The organism is Rhodoglobus aureus, from assembly GCF_039527955.1.
GTDB classification, from domain to species: Bacteria; Actinomycetota; Actinomycetes; order Actinomycetales; family Microbacteriaceae; genus Rhodoglobus; species Rhodoglobus aureus.
In genome coordinates this window covers 1-16,169 of the sequence record NZ_BAAAKW010000068.1, presented here as the reverse complement: position 1 = coordinate 16,169, position 16,169 = coordinate 1, and the positions used below count along the sequence as shown (strand labels likewise).

The following is a 16,169-nucleotide window of genomic DNA, read 5'->3' as shown; positions in this document are numbered from 1 at the left end:
GTGCACGCTCGGAGCATGACGTTCCCAGATGACGACAACGACAACGACAACGACAAGTCTCTGCGCTGGTTGACCGAAACCGTACGCGAGGCGCTGCGGGATGCCTGGGCTGTGCTCATGCCGGTCGAGTGTGCCGGATGTCAGAGCCACGATCGCGCGCTGTGTCACGAGTGCGCTCGCAGCCTCGTCGCGGAACCCACGATTCACTCGACACCTCAGCACGTGCGCGTCTACGCTGCTCTGCGTTATGAGGGACCAGTGCGCCGGGTGCTGCTCGCGTTCAAAAATCAGCACCGCACCGACCAGGCGCGGCCGCTGTCTCTAGCCTTTCTTTCCGCACTGAGAATGGCGCTCGACATGCCGGATGCGGTCGGCGTGGATGGAGGCCCGGTGCAGATTGTGGCGGTTCCCACCAGCAAGCGTGCTTATCGAACGCGGGGCTATTATCCGGTATCGCTCGTGCTGCGCGCGGCCGGAATTGGACACGCACGAGTGTTGCGGGTGGCCAAAGAGACCAGGAGCCAAAAGCTCCTCGGTGCACAGCAGCGGGCGGCAAATGTGCATGGCGCGTTCGTTGCGACACGCTGGCTTGGAGCGAGCAGAGTCATCATTGCGGATGACGTTCTCACGACCGGAGCCACGATCGACGAGGCGGCGCGGGCTATTTCTGCTGCCGGTGGCACCGTCATTGCGGCCGTAACCATCGGGTTCACTCCAAGAACCGGAGCGGCTCGTGACATTGCCAGCAGCGAGGGCTACGGTAAGGAAAAGGGCGCACAATAAAAGCCGCCTCACGGGGCGGCCGCGCATGATGTCTAGGAGGTCGCCGTGGAAATCACCGTCAACGGACGAAATGTAGGAGTCACGGATCGTTTCCGTGAGTATGCGATCGAAAAGTCTGAAAAGGTCGCTCACCTGGCCGATAAGGCAATTGCCTTCGAGATCAAGGTAAGCCGCCACCACGAAACCAATGGGTCAAGTGGAGACGATCGTGTTGAGTTGACGTTGATCGGACCAGGACCGCTTGTTCGAGCGGAATCTGCTGGTTCGGATAAATATGTTGCTTTCGATCTGGCCATGTCAAAGCTCATTGAGCGCATTCGCCAGTCTCGCGACCGCAAGAAAGTGCACCGGGGAAACCACCGCCCGACGTCTCTGCGTGAGGCTAGTGCCGGTGGGTTTGCTGTCGTCGATATCACTCCAGCGAGTCCGGAAGTCATTGAAAGTGTCGCTACCGGTTCGGTTCCGGCACAGAACGCCGAGCCAGAGCCCGGCGACGACGACTATTCGCCCGTTGTCATCCGCCGCAAGGTGTTCCCTTCGAGTCACATGACTGTAGAAGAGGCACTCGATCACATGGAGTTGGTCGGTCACGACTTCTTCCTCTTTGTGGATAGCCAGACCGATCGTCCGAGCGTGGTTTACCGTCGCAAGGGCTGGGATTACGGTGTTATTGGACTAGAAGAGCAGGCCGATGAGGCGGTTGAAGGCGGTCGTTCGCGCAAGCGTAAGGTCGCCAACGGCTAAGCACACCAAGTTTCTGGCTTGAACTTGATACGATTACGAACCGGTAACGCGGCTGTGCGCTGAATGCACGCACCGCGTTGCCGCGACGTAAGCGTCTAAAGGCTGCGCTTCGTCGAGCAGTGCCAGTGTCGGACCCGTCCGACAAGAATGGGAGTATTCGGTGGCGAATGTTTTGGAACGCGCACTTCGTGTGGGCGAGGGTCGACTTCTTCGACGTCTGAAAGGCTATGCGCAAGCAGTTGATCACCTTGAGGAAGACTTCAAGACTCTGACCGACGATGAGCTCAAGCATGAGACCACTGAGCTGCGTGAGCGCTATGCCGCAGGCGAGTCGCTCGATGATCTGCTCCCGGAGGCGTTCGCCGCCGTGCGTGAAGCGGCGAGCCGCACTCTCGGCATGCGTCACTTTGAGGTTCAACTCATGGGCGGCGCTGCGTTGCACTTGGGTAATATCGCCGAAATGAAGACTGGCGAGGGCAAGACCCTCGTGGCGACGCTTGCTGCGTATCTCAATGCGATTGCAGCGCAGGGCGTGCACGTGATTACGGTCAACGACTACTTGGCCAGCTACCAGTCAGAACTTATGGGGCGCATTTTCCGTGCCCTCGGAATGACCACCGGCTGTATCGTCTCGGGTCAGACCCCTGTGGAACGTCGCGAGCAGTACGCCGCAGACATTACTTATGGAACCAACAACGAGTTTGGTTTCGACTACCTGCGCGACAACATGGCGTGGCAGGCGAGCGACATGGTGCAGCGAGGACACCACTTTGCTGTGGTCGACGAGGTTGACTCAATTTTGATTGACGAGGCTCGTACGCCGTTGATCATTTCGGGGCCGTCGTCAGGCGAGGCAAACCGCTGGTTCACCGAGTTCTCCAGTCTTGCAAAGAAGCTCATCCCCGAAGTTGATTTCGAAGTTGATGAGAAGAAGCGCACCGTTGGTGTGCTCGAACCCGGCATCGAGAAGGTCGAAGATTACCTCGGTATCGACAACCTGTACGAGTCCGCAAATACTCCGCTGATCTCGTTCTTGAACAACTCGATCAAAGCGCGTGCCCTCTTCAAGAAAGACAAGGACTACGTCGTCATGAACGGCGAAGTACTGATTGTTGACGAGCACACCGGTCGTATTCTTCAGGGTCGCCGCTACAACGAAGGTATTCACCAGGCGATCGAGGCCAAGGAAGGTGTTGCCGTTAAGGCGGAGAACCAGACACTCGCCACGGTCACGCTGCAGAACTACTTCCGTCTCTACAACAAGCTTTCGGGAATGACGGGTACCGCCGAGACTGAGGCAGCCGAGTTCATGTCCACATACAAGCTTGGTGTGGTTGCCATCCCGACTAACAAGCCGATGCAGCGCATTGACCAGTCCGACCTGATTTACAAGAACGAGCAGTCAAAGTTCGAGCAGGTAGTTGCCGACATCGCAAAGCGTCACGAACTTGGACAGCCCGTTCTCGTGGGAACAACAAGCGTTGAGAAGAGCGAGCTGCTTTCACGGATGCTCGCCAAGAAGGGCGTCAAGCACGAGGTTCTGAATGCCAAGAACCACGCTCGCGAAGCTGCGATCGTCGCTCAAGCCGGGCGCTTGGGTTCCGTCACCGTTGCTACGAACATGGCAGGCCGTGGGACAGACGTCATGCTCGGCGGAAACGCCGAGTTCCTGGCCGTAGCCGAGATGAACAGTCGCGGTCTCAACCCCACCGAAACTCCGGACGATTACGAAGCCGCGTGGGATGACGTCTTCGCGGATGTAAAGGCTGGCGTCGAGAAAGAAGCCAAGAAGGTCGTCGATGTCGGTGGCCTCTACGTGTTGGGCACCGAGCGTCACGAATCGCGCCGTATCGACAACCAGCTGCGTGGTCGTTCAGGTCGTCAGGGTGACCCGGGCGAGAGCCGTTTCTACCTGTCGCTTCAGGATGACCTGATGCGCCTGTTCAACAGCGGTGCAGCCGAAGCGCTCATGGGGCGCTCGACGGTTCCCGACGACTTGGCGATCGAATCCAAGGTTGTTAGCCGCGCCATCCGCAGTGCTCAGTCACAGGTGGAATCGCGCAACGCTGAGATCCGCAAAAACGTGCTCAAGTACGACGACGTGTTAAACCGCCAGCGCGAAGCTATCTACAGCGACCGCCGTCACATCCTCGAGGGTGACGACTTGAAGGACCGCGTTCAGCGCTTCCTGACAGATGTTGTGACCGAGGTCGTCGACGTGCATACCGCAGAGGGCCACTCTGAGGATTGGGACTTCGACGTTCTGTGGACCGAGCTCAAAACCATGTATCCGATCGGCATCACGGTTGACGAGGTTCTGACCGAGGGCGGTTCGCGCGGCAAGCTGACAAGCGCTTTCATTGCCAAAGAGCTCCACTCGGATGCGGCGATCGCTTATGAGCGTCGCGAGCAGCAGCTCGGTGAAACAGCCATGCGCGAGCTCGAGCGCCGCGTTGTGCTCAGCGTTATCGATCGCCGCTGGCGAGACCACCTCTATGAGATGGACTACCTCAAAGACGGAATCGGCTTGCGAGCAATGGCCCAACGCGACCCGCTCATTGAGTACCAGCGCGAAGGTTTTGCTCTCTTCCAGACCATGATGGGACAGATTCGCGAAGAGTCTGTCGGCTTCCTGTTCAATCTTGATGTTGAGGTCAGCGGCGGTGGCGAGTCCACCACCGTGCAGGCGCGAGGTTTGGATCCGGCCAGTTCACAGGCCGCAGCGCTCAGCTACTCGGCGCCCAGCGCTGATGCCGCAGGCGAGGTTGAGGTTCGCAATGAGCGCGGCCAGGTCGAGCGCGCTGCGACTGCGGGTGCACAGAAGCGCCAGACTCAGCAGGCGGCACCGCAGCAACCGCAGCAGGCGCAGAAGCCTCAGGGCGGCGAGCGTGGTGCATTCGGCCAGCGGGCAGAGGGCACAGACGACGGCCCACTCAACCGTTCGCAGCGTCGCGCGCAGGAGAAGCGAAAAAAATAGACATGAGCAACGACGTATGCCCCCACCGCTCGGTCGATGGGGGCATACGTCGTTAAGTCAGCGTTGTGCTGGCTAGAGAACGTTGAGTGCGGTGGCTCGCCAGCGTTTGTCGAGTCCTTCGAGGCGCATGGCTACCGCGCGAGTGCGTGCTCGACCGCGCACAATCACGACAGCTTCTACCGCGCCGTCGCTGGGCTCACAGAGGCGGATCGAGCCCATGGTGAAGCTTGGGCGCGTGACAGGCTGCCCTTTTGCGCGACGAGCACGCGCCGATAAAACAGTGCGTTTTAGCAGGTGTCGATACACATCGTCGGTGACCCAACGGGCTATCTGCTCAAGGTCGCGGGCGCCGGCAAGAACCTCGATGACGCAGCGGGTGAGGTTTTCCACCAGAGGAGCCGGATCTGGCAACTCGGCGCTTGGGGTGGGCTGGTGGCCAAAAAACTCGTCGGGCACGAAGCGTGGACGAATGATTTTGGAGGGAAGGGTTCCGGTGCGCTGTCGTGGTGGTGGAGGGGTTTCCTCACTCGGCGAAGGCTTGCGGAGCGGCTCGGTACTCATGATCTCCCGGGTAAAAGGTCAAGACGGCGATGTATACCCCCGTTGGGGGGTAGACCACACTCAATCAGTACTGAGACCAATTGTCTATGACTAATTTTCAATTGTGGATAACATTGCTTCGTTTTGCTCTCTCGCCAGTACCGTCAGCCCATGCGCTGGGACAAACTCTTTGACGACCTCGAAAGTCAGCTTGAGAACGAGATCACTGCTGACGACCTCGAGGTCGATGCTGAAGAGGAGCGACTTCGCCTAGGGCGGCTCAGCATGCGCGACCGTATTGTGTCTCTGCATGCCCGCGGCTCCGAGCAATCGCCGCTCACGCTTTCCGTTGTCCTAGTCACGGGAACGCGGCTCATCATCCGCCCGGCAATCATTGGACGGGACTGGATGTCGGCTGACCTTGTTGACGACAGCGACCGCCCAGCGCAGTGCATTGTTCCGTTCGCTGCGATGGCGGGCATCTCGCTGGGGTCAGCCCACATCACCCCGAGCCTCGCGACGATGCCGTCAAGCGGGCATCCGAGTCTCTCGCAGCGTTTGGGGCTGAGTTATGTTTTGCGAGATCTGTGTCGTCGTCGCCGTGCAGTGTCGTTATTGCTGGTTGCAGGCGAAGTGCACGGCACGATCGATCGGGTCGGGCGAGACCACTTAGATATTGCTGTCCACGAACGAGGGGCGGTGCGGCGTGAGACAGCGGTGGCTGAATACCGCTTGGTGCCGTTTGCGAGTCTTGTGCTCGTGCGGCCCTAGCTCTAGCGCGTGCGCTGTTCGCCGAAGTTCACTTCGGTCACGGCGGCAATGTCTGACTGGTTCCAGAGGCTCATGCGGCGAGTCTCTTCGTACAAAGCCTCTATGTAGGACTCAAGCACCGAGTTCTCGATTCGCCACTGGCCTTTGCTGCCAACTTTGATTGCGGGCAGTTCGCCCGAACGCACCAAGTCAAGAACCTCGTGCGGAGAGACGCTGAGCACTTCGGCAGTATCGGCCAGGGTGAGAAATCGCCCGAGGCCCTCTGCTGGATTGATCGCGTTCATGTTTCGATTATGCTCCCGTGCACCTGTGAATGGGGCTGATGTGGATAACTCTCGCGCCACTTGTGAGCAGTGACGAACGATGGTGCAATGATCAACACCCGACCCGTGAAGTGCGCACCGTGAGCCGTCGTTCCGGCCGCACCCAGTCTCAAGCTCGTGCGCGAGCTCTTGCTCTTGACCCTCGCCTGGCTATCGGCATCGTGCTTGTCGTCGCGTCGATCGTTGGCGTGGTTTCCCTCGTTGCCACGGCAGATGATTCGATCGAGGTCTATGCGGCGGCCTCGCCCCTGACCCCGGGCGACCGCGTGATGAGCAGCGACCTCGTCGTGCGGAGCGTAAAGCTCAACGAATCGAGCGAGTTCTACATTGCGCGGGGTGAGTTGCCGGCTGAAGGCTTCATCGCTACACGGCCGATCGGTGCGGGGGAGTTGATCCCGACATCCTCCCTAGGAAGCCATGAGGGGCTGTCGCTGACCGCCGTTGTTGTGTCGCCTCAGGGTGGCTTGGCCGAGACCGTGGCCTCTGGGGCATCCGTCGATGTGTGGGCAAGTGCCGAGGGAGACGACGGAGCGTATGGGCCCCCGGGCGTCATCATTTCGAGTGCTGTTGTCGTGCGCCTTGTTGAGAACGACTCGCTCGTTTCGTCTGCGGGCAGCAGCGCGCTTGAGCTGCTCGTTCCCCGCTCGCGAGTTGCCCGATTGCTTGAGGCGATGGCTAACGGTGATGTGCTTTCTGTGATCCCCACCAATCTTCCGGCGAAGGGCTGAGATGGCCACGTTCGCATTGGCGATGCCGGTCAATCTTGAAGACCAGTTCGCGTTCGACGCCGTGCACCACGGCCATGAGATCGTCTTACGCGCCGTGAGTGCCCCAGAGCTTGCTTCGCGTGTTGCGGGCGCTCAAGTCGACATTGCCCTGGTCGCCTCCGAGGCGCGCTACCTGACCGATCGGCTGATTGCCGCCTGTGATCAGGCCGGCGTCAGACTCATCGCGGTTGCTAGCAGTGAGCGCGAGCAGCGCTATGCGAGCGACTTGGGGCTCTATGGCATCGTCGACGCCATGACTGGCTGGTCTGCGGTGGATGCACTGCTTGACCAATCGCAGTGGAGTTCAGAACCCGAAACCTCTGCACGGAGCACTCGGGGGCAAGTGATCGCGGTGTGGGGCCCCGGAGGGGCTCCCGGCCGCACATCGATCGCCATCTCCATCGCCGCCGAGTTGGCTGCGCTCGGGCACAGCGTGGCCCTTGCCGATGTGGACACTCACGGGGCTTCCGTGGCGCCAGCATTGGGAATGCTCGACGAGGCTCCCGGCTTTGCCGCCGCGTGTCGCCTAGCAGGAACCGACACCCTCACAACAGACGAGCTGGCCCGCATCGGGCAACGCTATGAGTCACCTGTCGGCGGTTTTTGGGTGCTCACCGGCATAGGAAGGCCCAGTCGCTGGCCAGAACTTTCGGCAGAAAGAGTCGGGACAACCGTTGCGCAATGTCGCCAGTGGGTCGATTACACCGTGCTAGATACCAGCTCGAGTCTTGAGAATGACGAAGAGATCACTAGCGACCTTTTTGCTCCCCGGCGCAACGCAGCCGCCGTTACGGCGGTGCGCGCCGCCGACCACGTAATTGCGGTTGGCGGGGCAGACCCTGTGGGCCTCTCGCGGTTCTTGCGTGCCCACGTAGATTTGCTCGAAACAGTCTCGACACGCAGCGTGAGCGTAGTGATGAACAAGGTGCGGGTGAGCGCGAGCGGAATGAACCCGCACGGACAAGTGACTCAGACGCTGTCGAGGTTCGGGGGAATCGAGCATCCGATTCTCGTTCCTCACGACCTTGCAGCATTCGACGGCGCAGTGCTGAGTGGCAAGACGCTGGTGGATTCCGCACCGCGTTCACCAGCGCGACTTGCAGTTCGCGATCTTGTAACCTCCCGACTAGTGCCCGAAGTCGATGAGTCACAGCCGCGACGCTCAGTGTTCAAGAGGATGCTGGCGCGCAGGTAATCTGTAAGGGTGTCGACACTCAGTGATCTAGTTCAGGAGCAAGGCCATTCGAGCGAGGCTGATATCGAATGGCTGCACATGTTGGTTGGCGACTGGCAGTTGCTTGCCGACCTCGCGTTTGCCGACATCGTGTTGTGGGTCCCGAGCGACAATAACCAGTTTGTTGCGGTTGCCCACGCGCGCCCCAGCAGCTCAGCAACCCTCTTCTACCGGGACTTTGTTGGCCAGAAGGTCAAGCCCGAGTGGAAAGCGCAAGTAACCGAAGCGTTCACAACGGCGCGCATTGTCGATGCTGCGGCTCCATCTTGGTACGAAGAGACACCCACGCGGGTGCGGGCCGTACCTGTGATGCGCAGGCTCAAAGTCAGTGGCAACGCGACCGCGGAAACCCCCATCGCGATCATTACCCGCCACACAAATTTGGGAGATGCCCGCACACCCTCCCGGCAAGAACTCACCTTCAATGGCTGCGCGAACGACCTTTTTGCGATGATTGCTGCCGGCGATTTTCCTGACATGGGTGCCCCGGCGTCGCCGCGTCGTGGCGCACCCCGGGCATCCGATGGTCTTATTCGCTTGGATGTTGATGGTCTGGTCACGTTTGCCAGCCCGAACGCGTTGTCGGCGTTCAACCGCATCGGATTTTCTGGTGAGCTGGAGGCGGAATTTCTCGCCGAGGTCACCACGGCGCTTATCGCCGGTCAGCCTGAGGTGGATGAGTCGCTTCCGCTGGTGGTTACTGGCCGGGCGCCGTGGCGCACCGACATTGAGGCGCGCGGTGTGACGGTGTCGTTACGCGCGATTCCTATCCGCGATCGTGGCGAACGCGTTGGTGCGATTGTTTTGTGCCGCGATGTGACCGAGGTGCGCCATCAGGAGCGCGAGCTGATCACGAAGGACGCGACGATTCGTGAGATTCACCATCGGGTGAAAAACAACTTGCAGACGGTGGCATCGCTGCTGAGGATTCAGGCACGCAGAACCCACAGCGAGGTCGCGCGTGAAGCTTTGGGGCACGCGATGCGTCGAGTGGCCGCCATTGCAGTAGTGCACGACACCCTCTCTGAGGGCCTCAGCCAGAGTGTTGACTTCGATGTGGTGTTTGACCGCGTACTGAAGCTGATCGCTGAGGTGGCGTCGAGTCACAACACGACGGTGCACCCGACATCCGTAGGAAGTTTCGGTGCGCTGCCCAGCGAGTATGCGACTCCGTTGGCTTTGGCTCTGACGGAGCTTGTGACGAACGCGGTCGAGCACGGTCTTGCCGGGCGCGCGGATGGGACGGTTGAGATTGATGCTCGCCGCACCGCAGACAAGCTCACTGTGCAGGTTCGCGACAACGGTGTTGGGCTCGCCGAAGGAAGAGTAGGCGAGGGGCTCGGCACACAGATCGTGCGCACCCTGATTCAGGGCGAACTGAGCGGAACCATCGACTGGCACACGCTCATGGGCAGCGGCACCGAAGTCACTATCGACATTCCGCTGACCTGGCTCACGCGCACAAAATAGCGCGGGTTGTGGCAGCGCGACGCGTTCGCGATCCGAAGCCGTGCGTGCGCACGAGAGCAGTGTGCAGTTCTAGCTCACGCTAGAGCGGTGTGCAAAACGCGCGCGCTGCGAGCAGTGCGGTCTTAGGACGCGCGACGGGCGCGTGCAGCGCGACGCTTGAGTGCGCGGCGCTCGTCTTCACTGAGGCCACCCCAAACGCCAGAGTCTTGATTTGTTTCGAGCGCGTACTGGAGGCACATTTCAGTAACCGAGCAGCGACCGCAGACGGCTTTTGCTTTCTCGATTTGGTCAACTGCCGGACCGGTGTTTCCTACCGGGAAGAAAAGCTCCGGGTCAGCGGTGAGGCATGCAGCGTTATCGCGCCAGTCCATGTGTTGCTCCTTACAGCGTGTTGCGTTGCTCGAGCGCACAAAAAATATGCCTGAATCGGCGTCGAGCTTGAGAAAGTGTGTGGGTCTCGCTCGCAACACTGGGAGCCAGAAATCAACCTCAACTAGAATCGCATATCGACCAATGCAAAGCAATGGTTTTTCAGCGATTTAACGGGGAGCAAATGGTAGACGAACTTGTCCCAGAAGAAAAACCGAGTCGTAGCCATCTGAATTTGGTTGTGCTTGCTTTCGTAATTTTTCTGGAGAGTGCTCTGCTCTTTGGTGCCCTCGCCTACCTAATTTTTGAGCTGGGCAGCGAGACGCCTCAGTCGTATCCGAGCGCGATCGCATTGACCGTGCTGACTGCGCTGGCCGCCATCTGGGTGGCAGTGATCGGCATTGGCGTGCTGCGAGGCCAGGCGTGGATTCGCGGTGCCGCGGTGGTGTGGCAGGTGCTGCAGATTTCTGTGGCCATCGGCAGCTTTCAAGGTATTTTTGCGCGCCCCGACATCGGATGGCTTCTGCTTCTGCCCGCGATCGCCGTGCTCATCTTGTTGTTCACCAAGCCGGTGCTAGAGGCGACCACGAGGCGCGAAGGCTGATGTGTTCACCCCACTCGCGCCCGCTAGTAGGCGTCACTGAAAGTATTCAGGGCGACTCACGTACGTGTCGGCGACAAACATCACGCCGCTAGACGAACTGAGCATTGCGTGAACAGCCTGCACAAGTTCATCAGCCTTGGCGGCAGGAAGTACGGTGATAATCATCGTCAATGTGTCGTACTCGTTAAAGAGCAGCGCGCCGGAGTGTTGGCCGTGGTGGCCGATTCCTGAGACGCCCGAAACGGAAGTGAAGCCCGTTGCCCCGGCAGACGTTATGAGCTCACGAAGGTCTGGTGCCTGGCGTGCGGGGGCAATGATCTCCAGTCGAGTCATTTTTGTGAGGCCGTTCATGGTCGTGAACCTTCCATTATTGTGACGTACTTTTTCCATCCGAAAGAAGTGTGTCGATACCAGGGAGCACGCGAATTTTCGCGAGCGGTAACGGTGATCCAATCGTTGTCTACGAGGTCGCGAAGGACTTGATTGCGCGAGATGATTTCTCCCACATTTTTCAAGGGTGCTTGTACTAAAACCGCGAGGCGCATCGGTTCATGGAAGCTATGTTGGCCGAAACCTACGGATTGCCAAGGTAAACCTCGCCGCAGGTCGCCTTCCTGACCGGAGAGTACTCCGGCGACTCCGATCGCATTGTGAATAGTCTTTGTTCCAGCGCCCAGCGTCTCGGGGTGGAGGCTGGAAAAATAATACTGGTGATTGATCCATTGGGCGACGACCATTGGCGCGGTCAGGATGGTCTCGAGGGCCGTGTTGCTGTCGTCTAGTTCGGGCCGGTAGGAGTGCAGGAACACTCTGCGTCTGAGATCGACGCCGCGGGTTAGCTCGCGGGGACCGATGATCATCGCTGCGTTCCCGGCCAACCCCAATTCTGGATACACCTCGGACCAGTCGTATGCTCGGCGCCGGAGACTTGCGGAAGTCGAGCGAGAGGATGCACCCGGAAGTTCGTGAGCCCGCTCATGCAACAGTTGGTCAGCCGCACGGCGTTGAACCACACCAAATCCGCGCACGCGCTCGGTGTGGGTCGCGGGTATTAGAGCGCTATCCAGCACCACCATCATGTCGGTAACAGTGTTGTGCTCTGCTGCGACGAAGATGCAGTCCTCCGGGATGCTGATTCCTCGGCGCTGAAGAATGCTGCGGACCTCTGCGTCATTGAATATTGCGACCGCAGCACGGGCGTTGGCCGCACCGGGGTTTCCGCCACACGCACCGCAATCGAGTGCAGATTGGTACAGGTTGTTGGCTGATTCAGAGGTGTGTCCGGCAATGACGACAAGGGGAGCAAACTGCGTTAGTCCCATCATCCGAATTGCCGTTTCGGCAAGAGCAACACGCTCATCGAGAGTGAACGCTTCGGAGACTGTCACTTCGCTGTCGAGCTCAGGGATGTGATTGTTCGCGAGTGTTTCCAGTCTTCCGGCGAGCGCGGGCGCAAACGTGCGGATGGCGCTGGCCGCCCCGAAGAGCCAACCCGCGATTTCGGCAAGTACAAATGGAGTCGTTGTGTGTGATTCGGCAGCGTGAAGTGCGCTGCGCAGTGCATCCCGCAACCTCCGTGCCCGGATGTTCTTCTGAACCTTTTCGGGCCTCAGCGGCCGCTCGGTGATGTGGTGACGTGGGTCAAGCAACGCTGGGAGAGAGTTGATTGACCCACGAGCCTGGTAACGGGAAAAGCGGATAGGAACACCGAAGAATCCGGCAAAACCCACTGTTTCCAGGGTGTGGTCTGTCTCGAGATGGCGGCGCATTCCTTCTGACCTCGGATCAATGCACATCACGACCTGATATTGCGGTGTCTCGGGGGTGGATTTGCTCTGCGCGAGAGAGTCGATGAGTGAGTTCCGGTAGTTCAGCTCATACGCTTTCTGCCACGTGAACGCGTGGTCGCGGGGGGCGTGGACTGCCAGAATGCGGGCCACCATCGCAACATCATGCGTACGTGCGTTGTCGCCTGCGACGTGACGCGCGACCTGACTAGCGCGGTTCCAGAGGCTAACGGCGGGTGGTGGAGGTTCAGTAGTCTCGGGCGGTCGCTTAGGGGGCGCGTCGAGGAGCACACGAAGACTAAAGCGCACAGCGAGATAGGTGGTCAAGTCAATATCGCCCTTTTTGGCCGCACGCCATTTGATGTACGCAACCCAGCCCGGCAGGAACGCCAACTCGCGTTGCAGGGTTGCGGCAATCGCGTCGTCAGCCACCTCAAAGTGTTCGAGTGCGTGCGCTAGAGCACGCTCGGGCTCCGGGAGAAGTTCAGCTGTCATGCGGCGAGCAGACCGCGGCAACGAACGATCGAATCGGGCGAGCGCTTTCCACGAGCGATAGAAGCCATCTGCTCTGTGAGGCATCGTCCACAGTGGATCCGGTGAAAGGTACGCAGCCACCCACGTAGACATCCGAGCATCGATCGGATCAATTTCTGCTTCGCGGAACGTCGGATCTGCGCCCGTGACCGTCAGCTGCATATCGAGCGCGGCGATCCGAGCTGCAGGCATACTTTCGGTGCCGACGACGGCAATCCCCGCCAGCTCAGGAGTGCGTTCGAGAACTGCCTGCTCCAGATCGCCTGAGGTTATTCGACCGCGAGTGAATTCGGCTAGATATGACTCGCACGTGCGAGTCATGGCTGACTCAGCAGTCTTGGGGGAGTCAAAAGGGAAAGCTTCTTTGCCCGCGAGAGGGTTGACGGCAATAAACGAATCGAGTGGCCAAGAAGGCACAATGTGTTGGGCAGCTAAGGCTACGTGAGCGCGGAGAATCAAGCTCATCGGGAGAGTCCTTTCGAGAGAGCGCCCCGGGAAACCGTCGTTGAGAGCGACCGGGTGTAAACCAATCCGCGAAGTGTGGTGAGTCGCGTTCGCGTTCGCGTCAAAACCTCAATAATGAGCAGGCCGGCGACTGGGATGATCAGAAGCCACGGTGGCGCTGCCGCGGCTGAGGTCGGGAGGTTGAACGCCGCGCCAAACTCGTGTGTCGCAGCGGCATATCCGAAGGCAACCCCGATCGTCATCAACACACCTAGAGCGAGGCTCTGGAACGAGAAGTGGGTCAGCAGTCCAGCTCCGAGGGTCACCCCAACGGTCAGGGCGACGAACGCAAACAGTCCGAGCTCGGCGTTGCTGCCGTTCGGAGTGAGGCCAACTTTGGCGGCGATGAGGGAAGCGAGGGGCACGACAAACGCCACAGTTATTGCGGCCACAACAGTTAGTGGAGTGGCCGGAGCGGGGGCGGGGAGATTTCGTTCGATCGCACGTTGGCGTACTCCGGTGCCAGCGCCTAGGAAGAGCGCCGACTTGAAAAGTGAATGGGCGATGAGGTGGAAGATTGCGGCTGCGTATAGCCCTAGGCCACACGTCATGATCATGAAGCCCATTTGCGCCATGGTTGAAAAGACCAGACGGCCCTTAACGTCAGGGCGCACAAGCCTTACTGCAGAGGCATAAATCACGGTTGCCGATCCCATAACGAAGATCACAATCATGATGCTTTGGTGAATCCCTACTGTTCCGGAGAACCGCAACAACAGGATTGCGCCGGCATTAACCACTCCGGCGTGCATGAGAGCAGAAACTGGCGTGGGCGCGGCAAGAGTAAATGGTAGCCATCCGTGAAACGGGAGCTGACTTGACCGAGCTAGAGCACTCGCGACCAATAGCAGCGCGATGAGCATTTGGATGGCGCTGGGCATGGCTGCTACTTGTGAGGGAACTTCGTTGAGTGGCACGTCGCCTCCCGCCGGGACGATCACAAATGCCAAGCCAATCAGTAGTCCTGAATCTGCGATAGCGAATCGGCGTGCCGTACGGCGCATCCCGTCTCGTGCTTGGTCGAGATTCCGATACGTGCCCAGCAGCGCCACAAGCGCCGAACCGGCGCCAAGCCACGCGAGAGCGAAAGATGTGACCGATCCAGCGCACACGAGAAGAACGCTAAATGCAGTTACTGCGTTGGTGGAGGTGACGAACCATGTTTGCCGCGCATCTCCCCGGAGGTAGCGAAGCGCAAACACTTGGATGAGCGTGCTGAGGCCGAGCACGAGCATCGACATGATTTGGGCCAATGAGTCCCACTGAAGTGTGAGTGCTAGGGGTGCGTTTGTGCCTGCGCTCATCAAACTGCTGGGAATCACTGAGGTGATGATGACCACACCGAAGCCTGCGGCAGTAATCGAGCTTGCAGCGACCCCCCGGGCGTGGGGGGTCGCTTTTGTCAGGGAAAGGAGACCCACACATATGATTGCGAACCACGGCGAAGCCACGGCGGCGCTGAGGCTCCAAAGATCCACACCACATCCTCACGTTAGACGAATACTAATACGCGAAAAACGTAGCACATGTTCTAAGTCCTGAATTACGTATGACGTTATATTTTTCGGCTGAGGTACAATTTGGGCATGGCACAGTGGACTTTTCTCACAAATCACGCGCACGTACTGATGTGCATTTCTGAGAACCCGAATGCGCTGTTGAGGAATGTCGCGGTTCAGGTGGGAATCACTGAGCGTGCGGCGCAGCGAATCGTGACCGAACTCGAAGAAGCCGGGTATCTCGAACGCGAGCGCGAAGGCCGCCGAAACACCTATCGACTCAACACGTCAATGCCGTTGCGGCACCCACTTGACACAGATTATCGAGTGGGCGAACTGTTGGGGCTCTTCGCGCATCCCAAGACTGAGTAACTCTCGCGCGTACAATAAGCTGTCAGGGCGAACTTGTACGGCGATGAGTGGCCTCCGCCCGATGTTCCTTAGCTGAGCCCGAGCTTCTTGCGTAGTGATGCGACGTGGCCAGTGGCCTTCACTGCGTAGAGCGGGAGAACGATCGTGCCGGCTTCATCGATGACGAAGGTGGAGCGGATGACGCCAACTACTTGCTTGCCGTACAGGTTCTTTTCGCCCCAGGCTCCATACCCCTCGTGCACTTCATGGTCGGGGTCGCTGAGCAGCGGGAATGTGAGCGCCTCCTGCTCGCGGAACTTGGTCAACTTCTCGGGGGTATCGCGCGAAACACCCAACACAACGTAGCCCTCTGACTGCAGCGAGCCGAGCTGATCGCGAAAGTCGCAAGCCTGTGTCGTGCATCCGGGAGTCATGGCTGCTGGGTAGAAATACAGAATCACTTTCTTGCCAGAAAAGTCGCTCAGTGACACCGGTTTTCCGTCCTGATCAGGCATGGTGAAGCCTGGTGCGGGGGTGCCTGCGGCAAGTCGAGTGGGTTCCGTGGTCATTGTGCTCCTTAGTCGCTTTAACTCATGGTAACGTTGTTCCTCGGTTGCCCTGAGAAGGAAACCAAGCCACGCACCTCTAGCTCAATTGGCAGAGCAACTGACTCTTAATCAGTGGGTTCCCGGTTCAAGTCCGGGGAGGTGCACCACCAAGAAAACCCGGCACTTCGCACTCGCGGGGTAACGGGTTTTTATTTGCCGTCGTACCGTCACCAGGCTCGTTCGTTGGCACTGGTTATCGCGGCTTATCGGCCAAAACGTGTGGATGGCTTCGGGCGTGTCATGCTCTGCCGGCCCATCCTGATCGGGCCCAGAGTCCTTCTTCGGCTGTTGTGTTGGTGTCGTA

General features: G+C 59.3%; 16 protein-coding genes and 1 tRNA gene. 10 read left to right on the top strand and 7 right to left on the bottom strand.

Annotation, left to right across the window (positions count from 1 at the left end; genetic code table 11):
• Window positions 1-15 precede the first annotated feature (15 nt).
• From ABD112_RS13425 to secA, 3 genes are all read left to right on the top strand, one after another.
• Window positions 16-783 (top strand): ComF family protein, encoded by a 768-nt coding sequence (locus ABD112_RS13425; protein WP_343926660.1) that lies wholly within the window; start codon window positions 16-18, stop codon window positions 781-783.
• A 45-nt stretch (window positions 784-828) separates the two neighbouring features.
• Window positions 829-1,527, top strand: a complete 699-nt coding sequence (gene hpf, locus ABD112_RS13420; RefSeq protein ID WP_343926658.1) for a ribosome hibernation-promoting factor, HPF/YfiA family — start codon at window positions 829-831, stop codon at window positions 1,525-1,527.
• A gap of 160 nt (window positions 1,528-1,687) precedes the next feature.
• Window positions 1,688-4,504, top strand: coding sequence for a preprotein translocase subunit SecA (secA, locus tag ABD112_RS13415; RefSeq protein ID WP_343926656.1), 2,817 nt, complete (start codon window positions 1,688-1,690; stop codon window positions 4,502-4,504).
• Window positions 4,505-4,576: 72 nt separating this feature from the next.
• Here the strand turns inward: secA and ABD112_RS13410 are convergent, their stop codons facing one another.
• A complete protein-coding gene (locus tag ABD112_RS13410; protein ID WP_343926654.1) occupies window positions 4,577-5,065 on the bottom strand; it encodes an Rv3235 family protein in 489 nt (162 codons plus the stop codon).
• A gap of 150 nt (window positions 5,066-5,215) precedes the next feature.
• Between ABD112_RS13410 and ABD112_RS13405 the strand changes: the two genes are divergently transcribed.
• Window positions 5,216-5,815, top strand: coding sequence for a hypothetical protein (locus ABD112_RS13405; RefSeq protein WP_343926652.1), 600 nt, complete (start codon window positions 5,216-5,218; stop codon window positions 5,813-5,815).
• A 2-nt stretch (window positions 5,816-5,817) separates the two neighbouring features.
• On the opposite strand, the gene ABD112_RS13400 is transcribed toward ABD112_RS13405, so the two are convergent.
• Window positions 5,818-6,099 carry a helix-turn-helix domain-containing protein gene (locus ABD112_RS13400; RefSeq protein ID WP_343926650.1) on the bottom strand — a complete coding sequence of 94 codons (282 nt, stop codon included), beginning with the start codon at window positions 6,097-6,099 and terminating at the stop codon, window positions 5,818-5,820.
• A 119-nt stretch (window positions 6,100-6,218) separates the two neighbouring features.
• Here ABD112_RS13400 and ABD112_RS13395 point away from each other — a divergent pair, with 119 nt between their 5' ends.
• From ABD112_RS13395 to ABD112_RS13385, 3 genes are read left to right on the top strand one after another with little or no spacing between them, the layout of a single operon-like run.
• Window positions 6,219-6,866: a CpaB family protein gene (locus tag ABD112_RS13395; RefSeq protein ID WP_343926648.1), complete on the top strand. Its 648-nt coding sequence runs from the start codon at window positions 6,219-6,221 to the stop codon at window positions 6,864-6,866.
• Between the two features lies 1 nt (window position 6,867).
• On the top strand, window positions 6,868-8,100 hold the full coding sequence (locus ABD112_RS13390) for a CpaE/TadZ family protein (protein WP_343926646.1): 1,233 nt from the start codon (window positions 6,868-6,870) through the stop codon (window positions 8,098-8,100).
• A gap of 9 nt (window positions 8,101-8,109) precedes the next feature.
• On the top strand, window positions 8,110-9,609 hold the full coding sequence (locus ABD112_RS13385; RefSeq protein WP_343926644.1) for a sensor histidine kinase: 1,500 nt from the start codon (window positions 8,110-8,112) through the stop codon (window positions 9,607-9,609).
• A 122-nt stretch (window positions 9,610-9,731) separates the two neighbouring features.
• Here ABD112_RS13385 and ABD112_RS13380 read toward each other — a convergent pair whose 3' ends face one another.
• Window positions 9,732-9,980: a WhiB family transcriptional regulator gene (locus ABD112_RS13380; RefSeq protein WP_009772809.1), complete on the bottom strand. Its 249-nt coding sequence runs from the start codon at window positions 9,978-9,980 to the stop codon at window positions 9,732-9,734.
• A gap of 182 nt (window positions 9,981-10,162) precedes the next feature.
• Here ABD112_RS13380 and ABD112_RS13375 point away from each other — a divergent pair, with 182 nt between their 5' ends.
• Window positions 10,163-10,582 carry a hypothetical protein gene (locus tag ABD112_RS13375; RefSeq protein ID WP_343926640.1) on the top strand — a complete coding sequence of 140 codons (420 nt, stop codon included), beginning with the start codon at window positions 10,163-10,165 and terminating at the stop codon, window positions 10,580-10,582.
• Between the two features lie 33 nt (window positions 10,583-10,615).
• Here the strand turns inward: ABD112_RS13375 and ABD112_RS13370 are convergent, their stop codons facing one another.
• The 3 genes from ABD112_RS13370 to ABD112_RS13360 are packed head-to-tail and all read right to left on the bottom strand — an operon-like array spanning window position 10,616 to window position 14,711.
• Window positions 10,616-10,933 carry a DUF190 domain-containing protein gene (locus tag ABD112_RS13370; RefSeq protein WP_343926639.1) on the bottom strand — a complete coding sequence of 106 codons (318 nt, stop codon included), beginning with the start codon at window positions 10,931-10,933 and terminating at the stop codon, window positions 10,616-10,618.
• Window positions 10,930-13,368: a DUF2309 domain-containing protein gene (locus tag ABD112_RS13365; RefSeq protein ID WP_343926637.1), complete on the bottom strand. Its 2,439-nt coding sequence runs from the start codon at window positions 13,366-13,368 to the stop codon at window positions 10,930-10,932. The genes ABD112_RS13370 and ABD112_RS13365 overlap by 4 nt, the downstream gene beginning before the upstream one ends.
• The gene (locus tag ABD112_RS13360; protein ID WP_343926635.1) at window positions 13,365-14,711 is read right to left on the bottom strand and encodes a proton-conducting transporter transmembrane domain-containing protein; all 1,347 of its coding nucleotides are present in this window, start codon (window positions 14,709-14,711) and stop codon (window positions 13,365-13,367) included. The genes ABD112_RS13365 and ABD112_RS13360 overlap by 4 nt, the downstream gene beginning before the upstream one ends.
• Window positions 14,712-14,993: 282 nt before the next feature.
• On the opposite strand from ABD112_RS13360, the gene ABD112_RS13355 reads away from it, so the two are divergent.
• The gene (locus ABD112_RS13355; protein WP_343926634.1) at window positions 14,994-15,278 is read left to right on the top strand and encodes a helix-turn-helix transcriptional regulator; all 285 of its coding nucleotides are present in this window, start codon (window positions 14,994-14,996) and stop codon (window positions 15,276-15,278) included.
• A 68-nt stretch (window positions 15,279-15,346) separates the two neighbouring features.
• Here ABD112_RS13355 and bcp read toward each other — a convergent pair whose 3' ends face one another.
• Window positions 15,347-15,826: a thioredoxin-dependent thiol peroxidase gene (bcp, locus tag ABD112_RS13350; RefSeq protein ID WP_343926632.1), complete on the bottom strand. Its 480-nt coding sequence runs from the start codon at window positions 15,824-15,826 to the stop codon at window positions 15,347-15,349.
• Window positions 15,827-15,896: 70 nt separating this feature from the next.
• On the opposite strand from bcp, the gene ABD112_RS13345 reads away from it, so the two are divergent.
• A tRNA-Lys gene (locus ABD112_RS13345) sits at window positions 15,897-15,972 on the top strand.
• Window positions 15,973-16,169 lie beyond the last annotated feature (197 nt).

Excerpts from the sequence above, each read along its gene's own strand:
- ABD112_RS13365 (WP_343926637.1), bottom strand. The coding sequence starts at position 13,368 with ATGAGCTTGATTCTCCGCGCTCACGTAGCCTTAGCTGCCCAACACATT.
- ABD112_RS13425 (WP_343926660.1), top strand. The coding sequence starts at position 16 with ATGACGTTCCCAGATGACGACAACGACAACGACAACGACAAGTCTCTG.
- ABD112_RS13390 (WP_343926646.1), top strand. The coding sequence starts at position 6,868 with ATGGCCACGTTCGCATTGGCGATGCCGGTCAATCTTGAAGACCAGTTC.
- ABD112_RS13410 (WP_343926654.1), bottom strand. The coding sequence starts at position 5,065 with ATGAGTACCGAGCCGCTCCGCAAGCCTTCGCCGAGTGAGGAAACCCCT.
- ABD112_RS13370 (WP_343926639.1), bottom strand. The coding sequence starts at position 10,933 with ATGAACGGCCTCACAAAAATGACTCGACTGGAGATCATTGCCCCCGCA.
- ABD112_RS13355 (WP_343926634.1), top strand. The coding sequence starts at position 14,994 with ATGGCACAGTGGACTTTTCTCACAAATCACGCGCACGTACTGATGTGC.
- bcp (WP_343926632.1), bottom strand. The coding sequence starts at position 15,826 with ATGACCACGGAACCCACTCGACTTGCCGCAGGCACCCCCGCACCAGGC.
- ABD112_RS13400 (WP_343926650.1), bottom strand. The coding sequence starts at position 6,099 with ATGAACGCGATCAATCCAGCAGAGGGCCTCGGGCGATTTCTCACCCTG.
- ABD112_RS13375 (WP_343926640.1), top strand. The coding sequence starts at position 10,163 with ATGGTAGACGAACTTGTCCCAGAAGAAAAACCGAGTCGTAGCCATCTG.
- ABD112_RS13360 (WP_343926635.1), bottom strand. The coding sequence starts at position 14,711 with ATGAGCGCAGGCACAAACGCACCCCTAGCACTCACACTTCAGTGGGAC.
- ABD112_RS13380 (WP_009772809.1), bottom strand. The coding sequence starts at position 9,980 with ATGGACTGGCGCGATAACGCTGCATGCCTCACCGCTGACCCGGAGCTT.
- ABD112_RS13405 (WP_343926652.1), top strand. The coding sequence starts at position 5,216 with ATGCGCTGGGACAAACTCTTTGACGACCTCGAAAGTCAGCTTGAGAAC.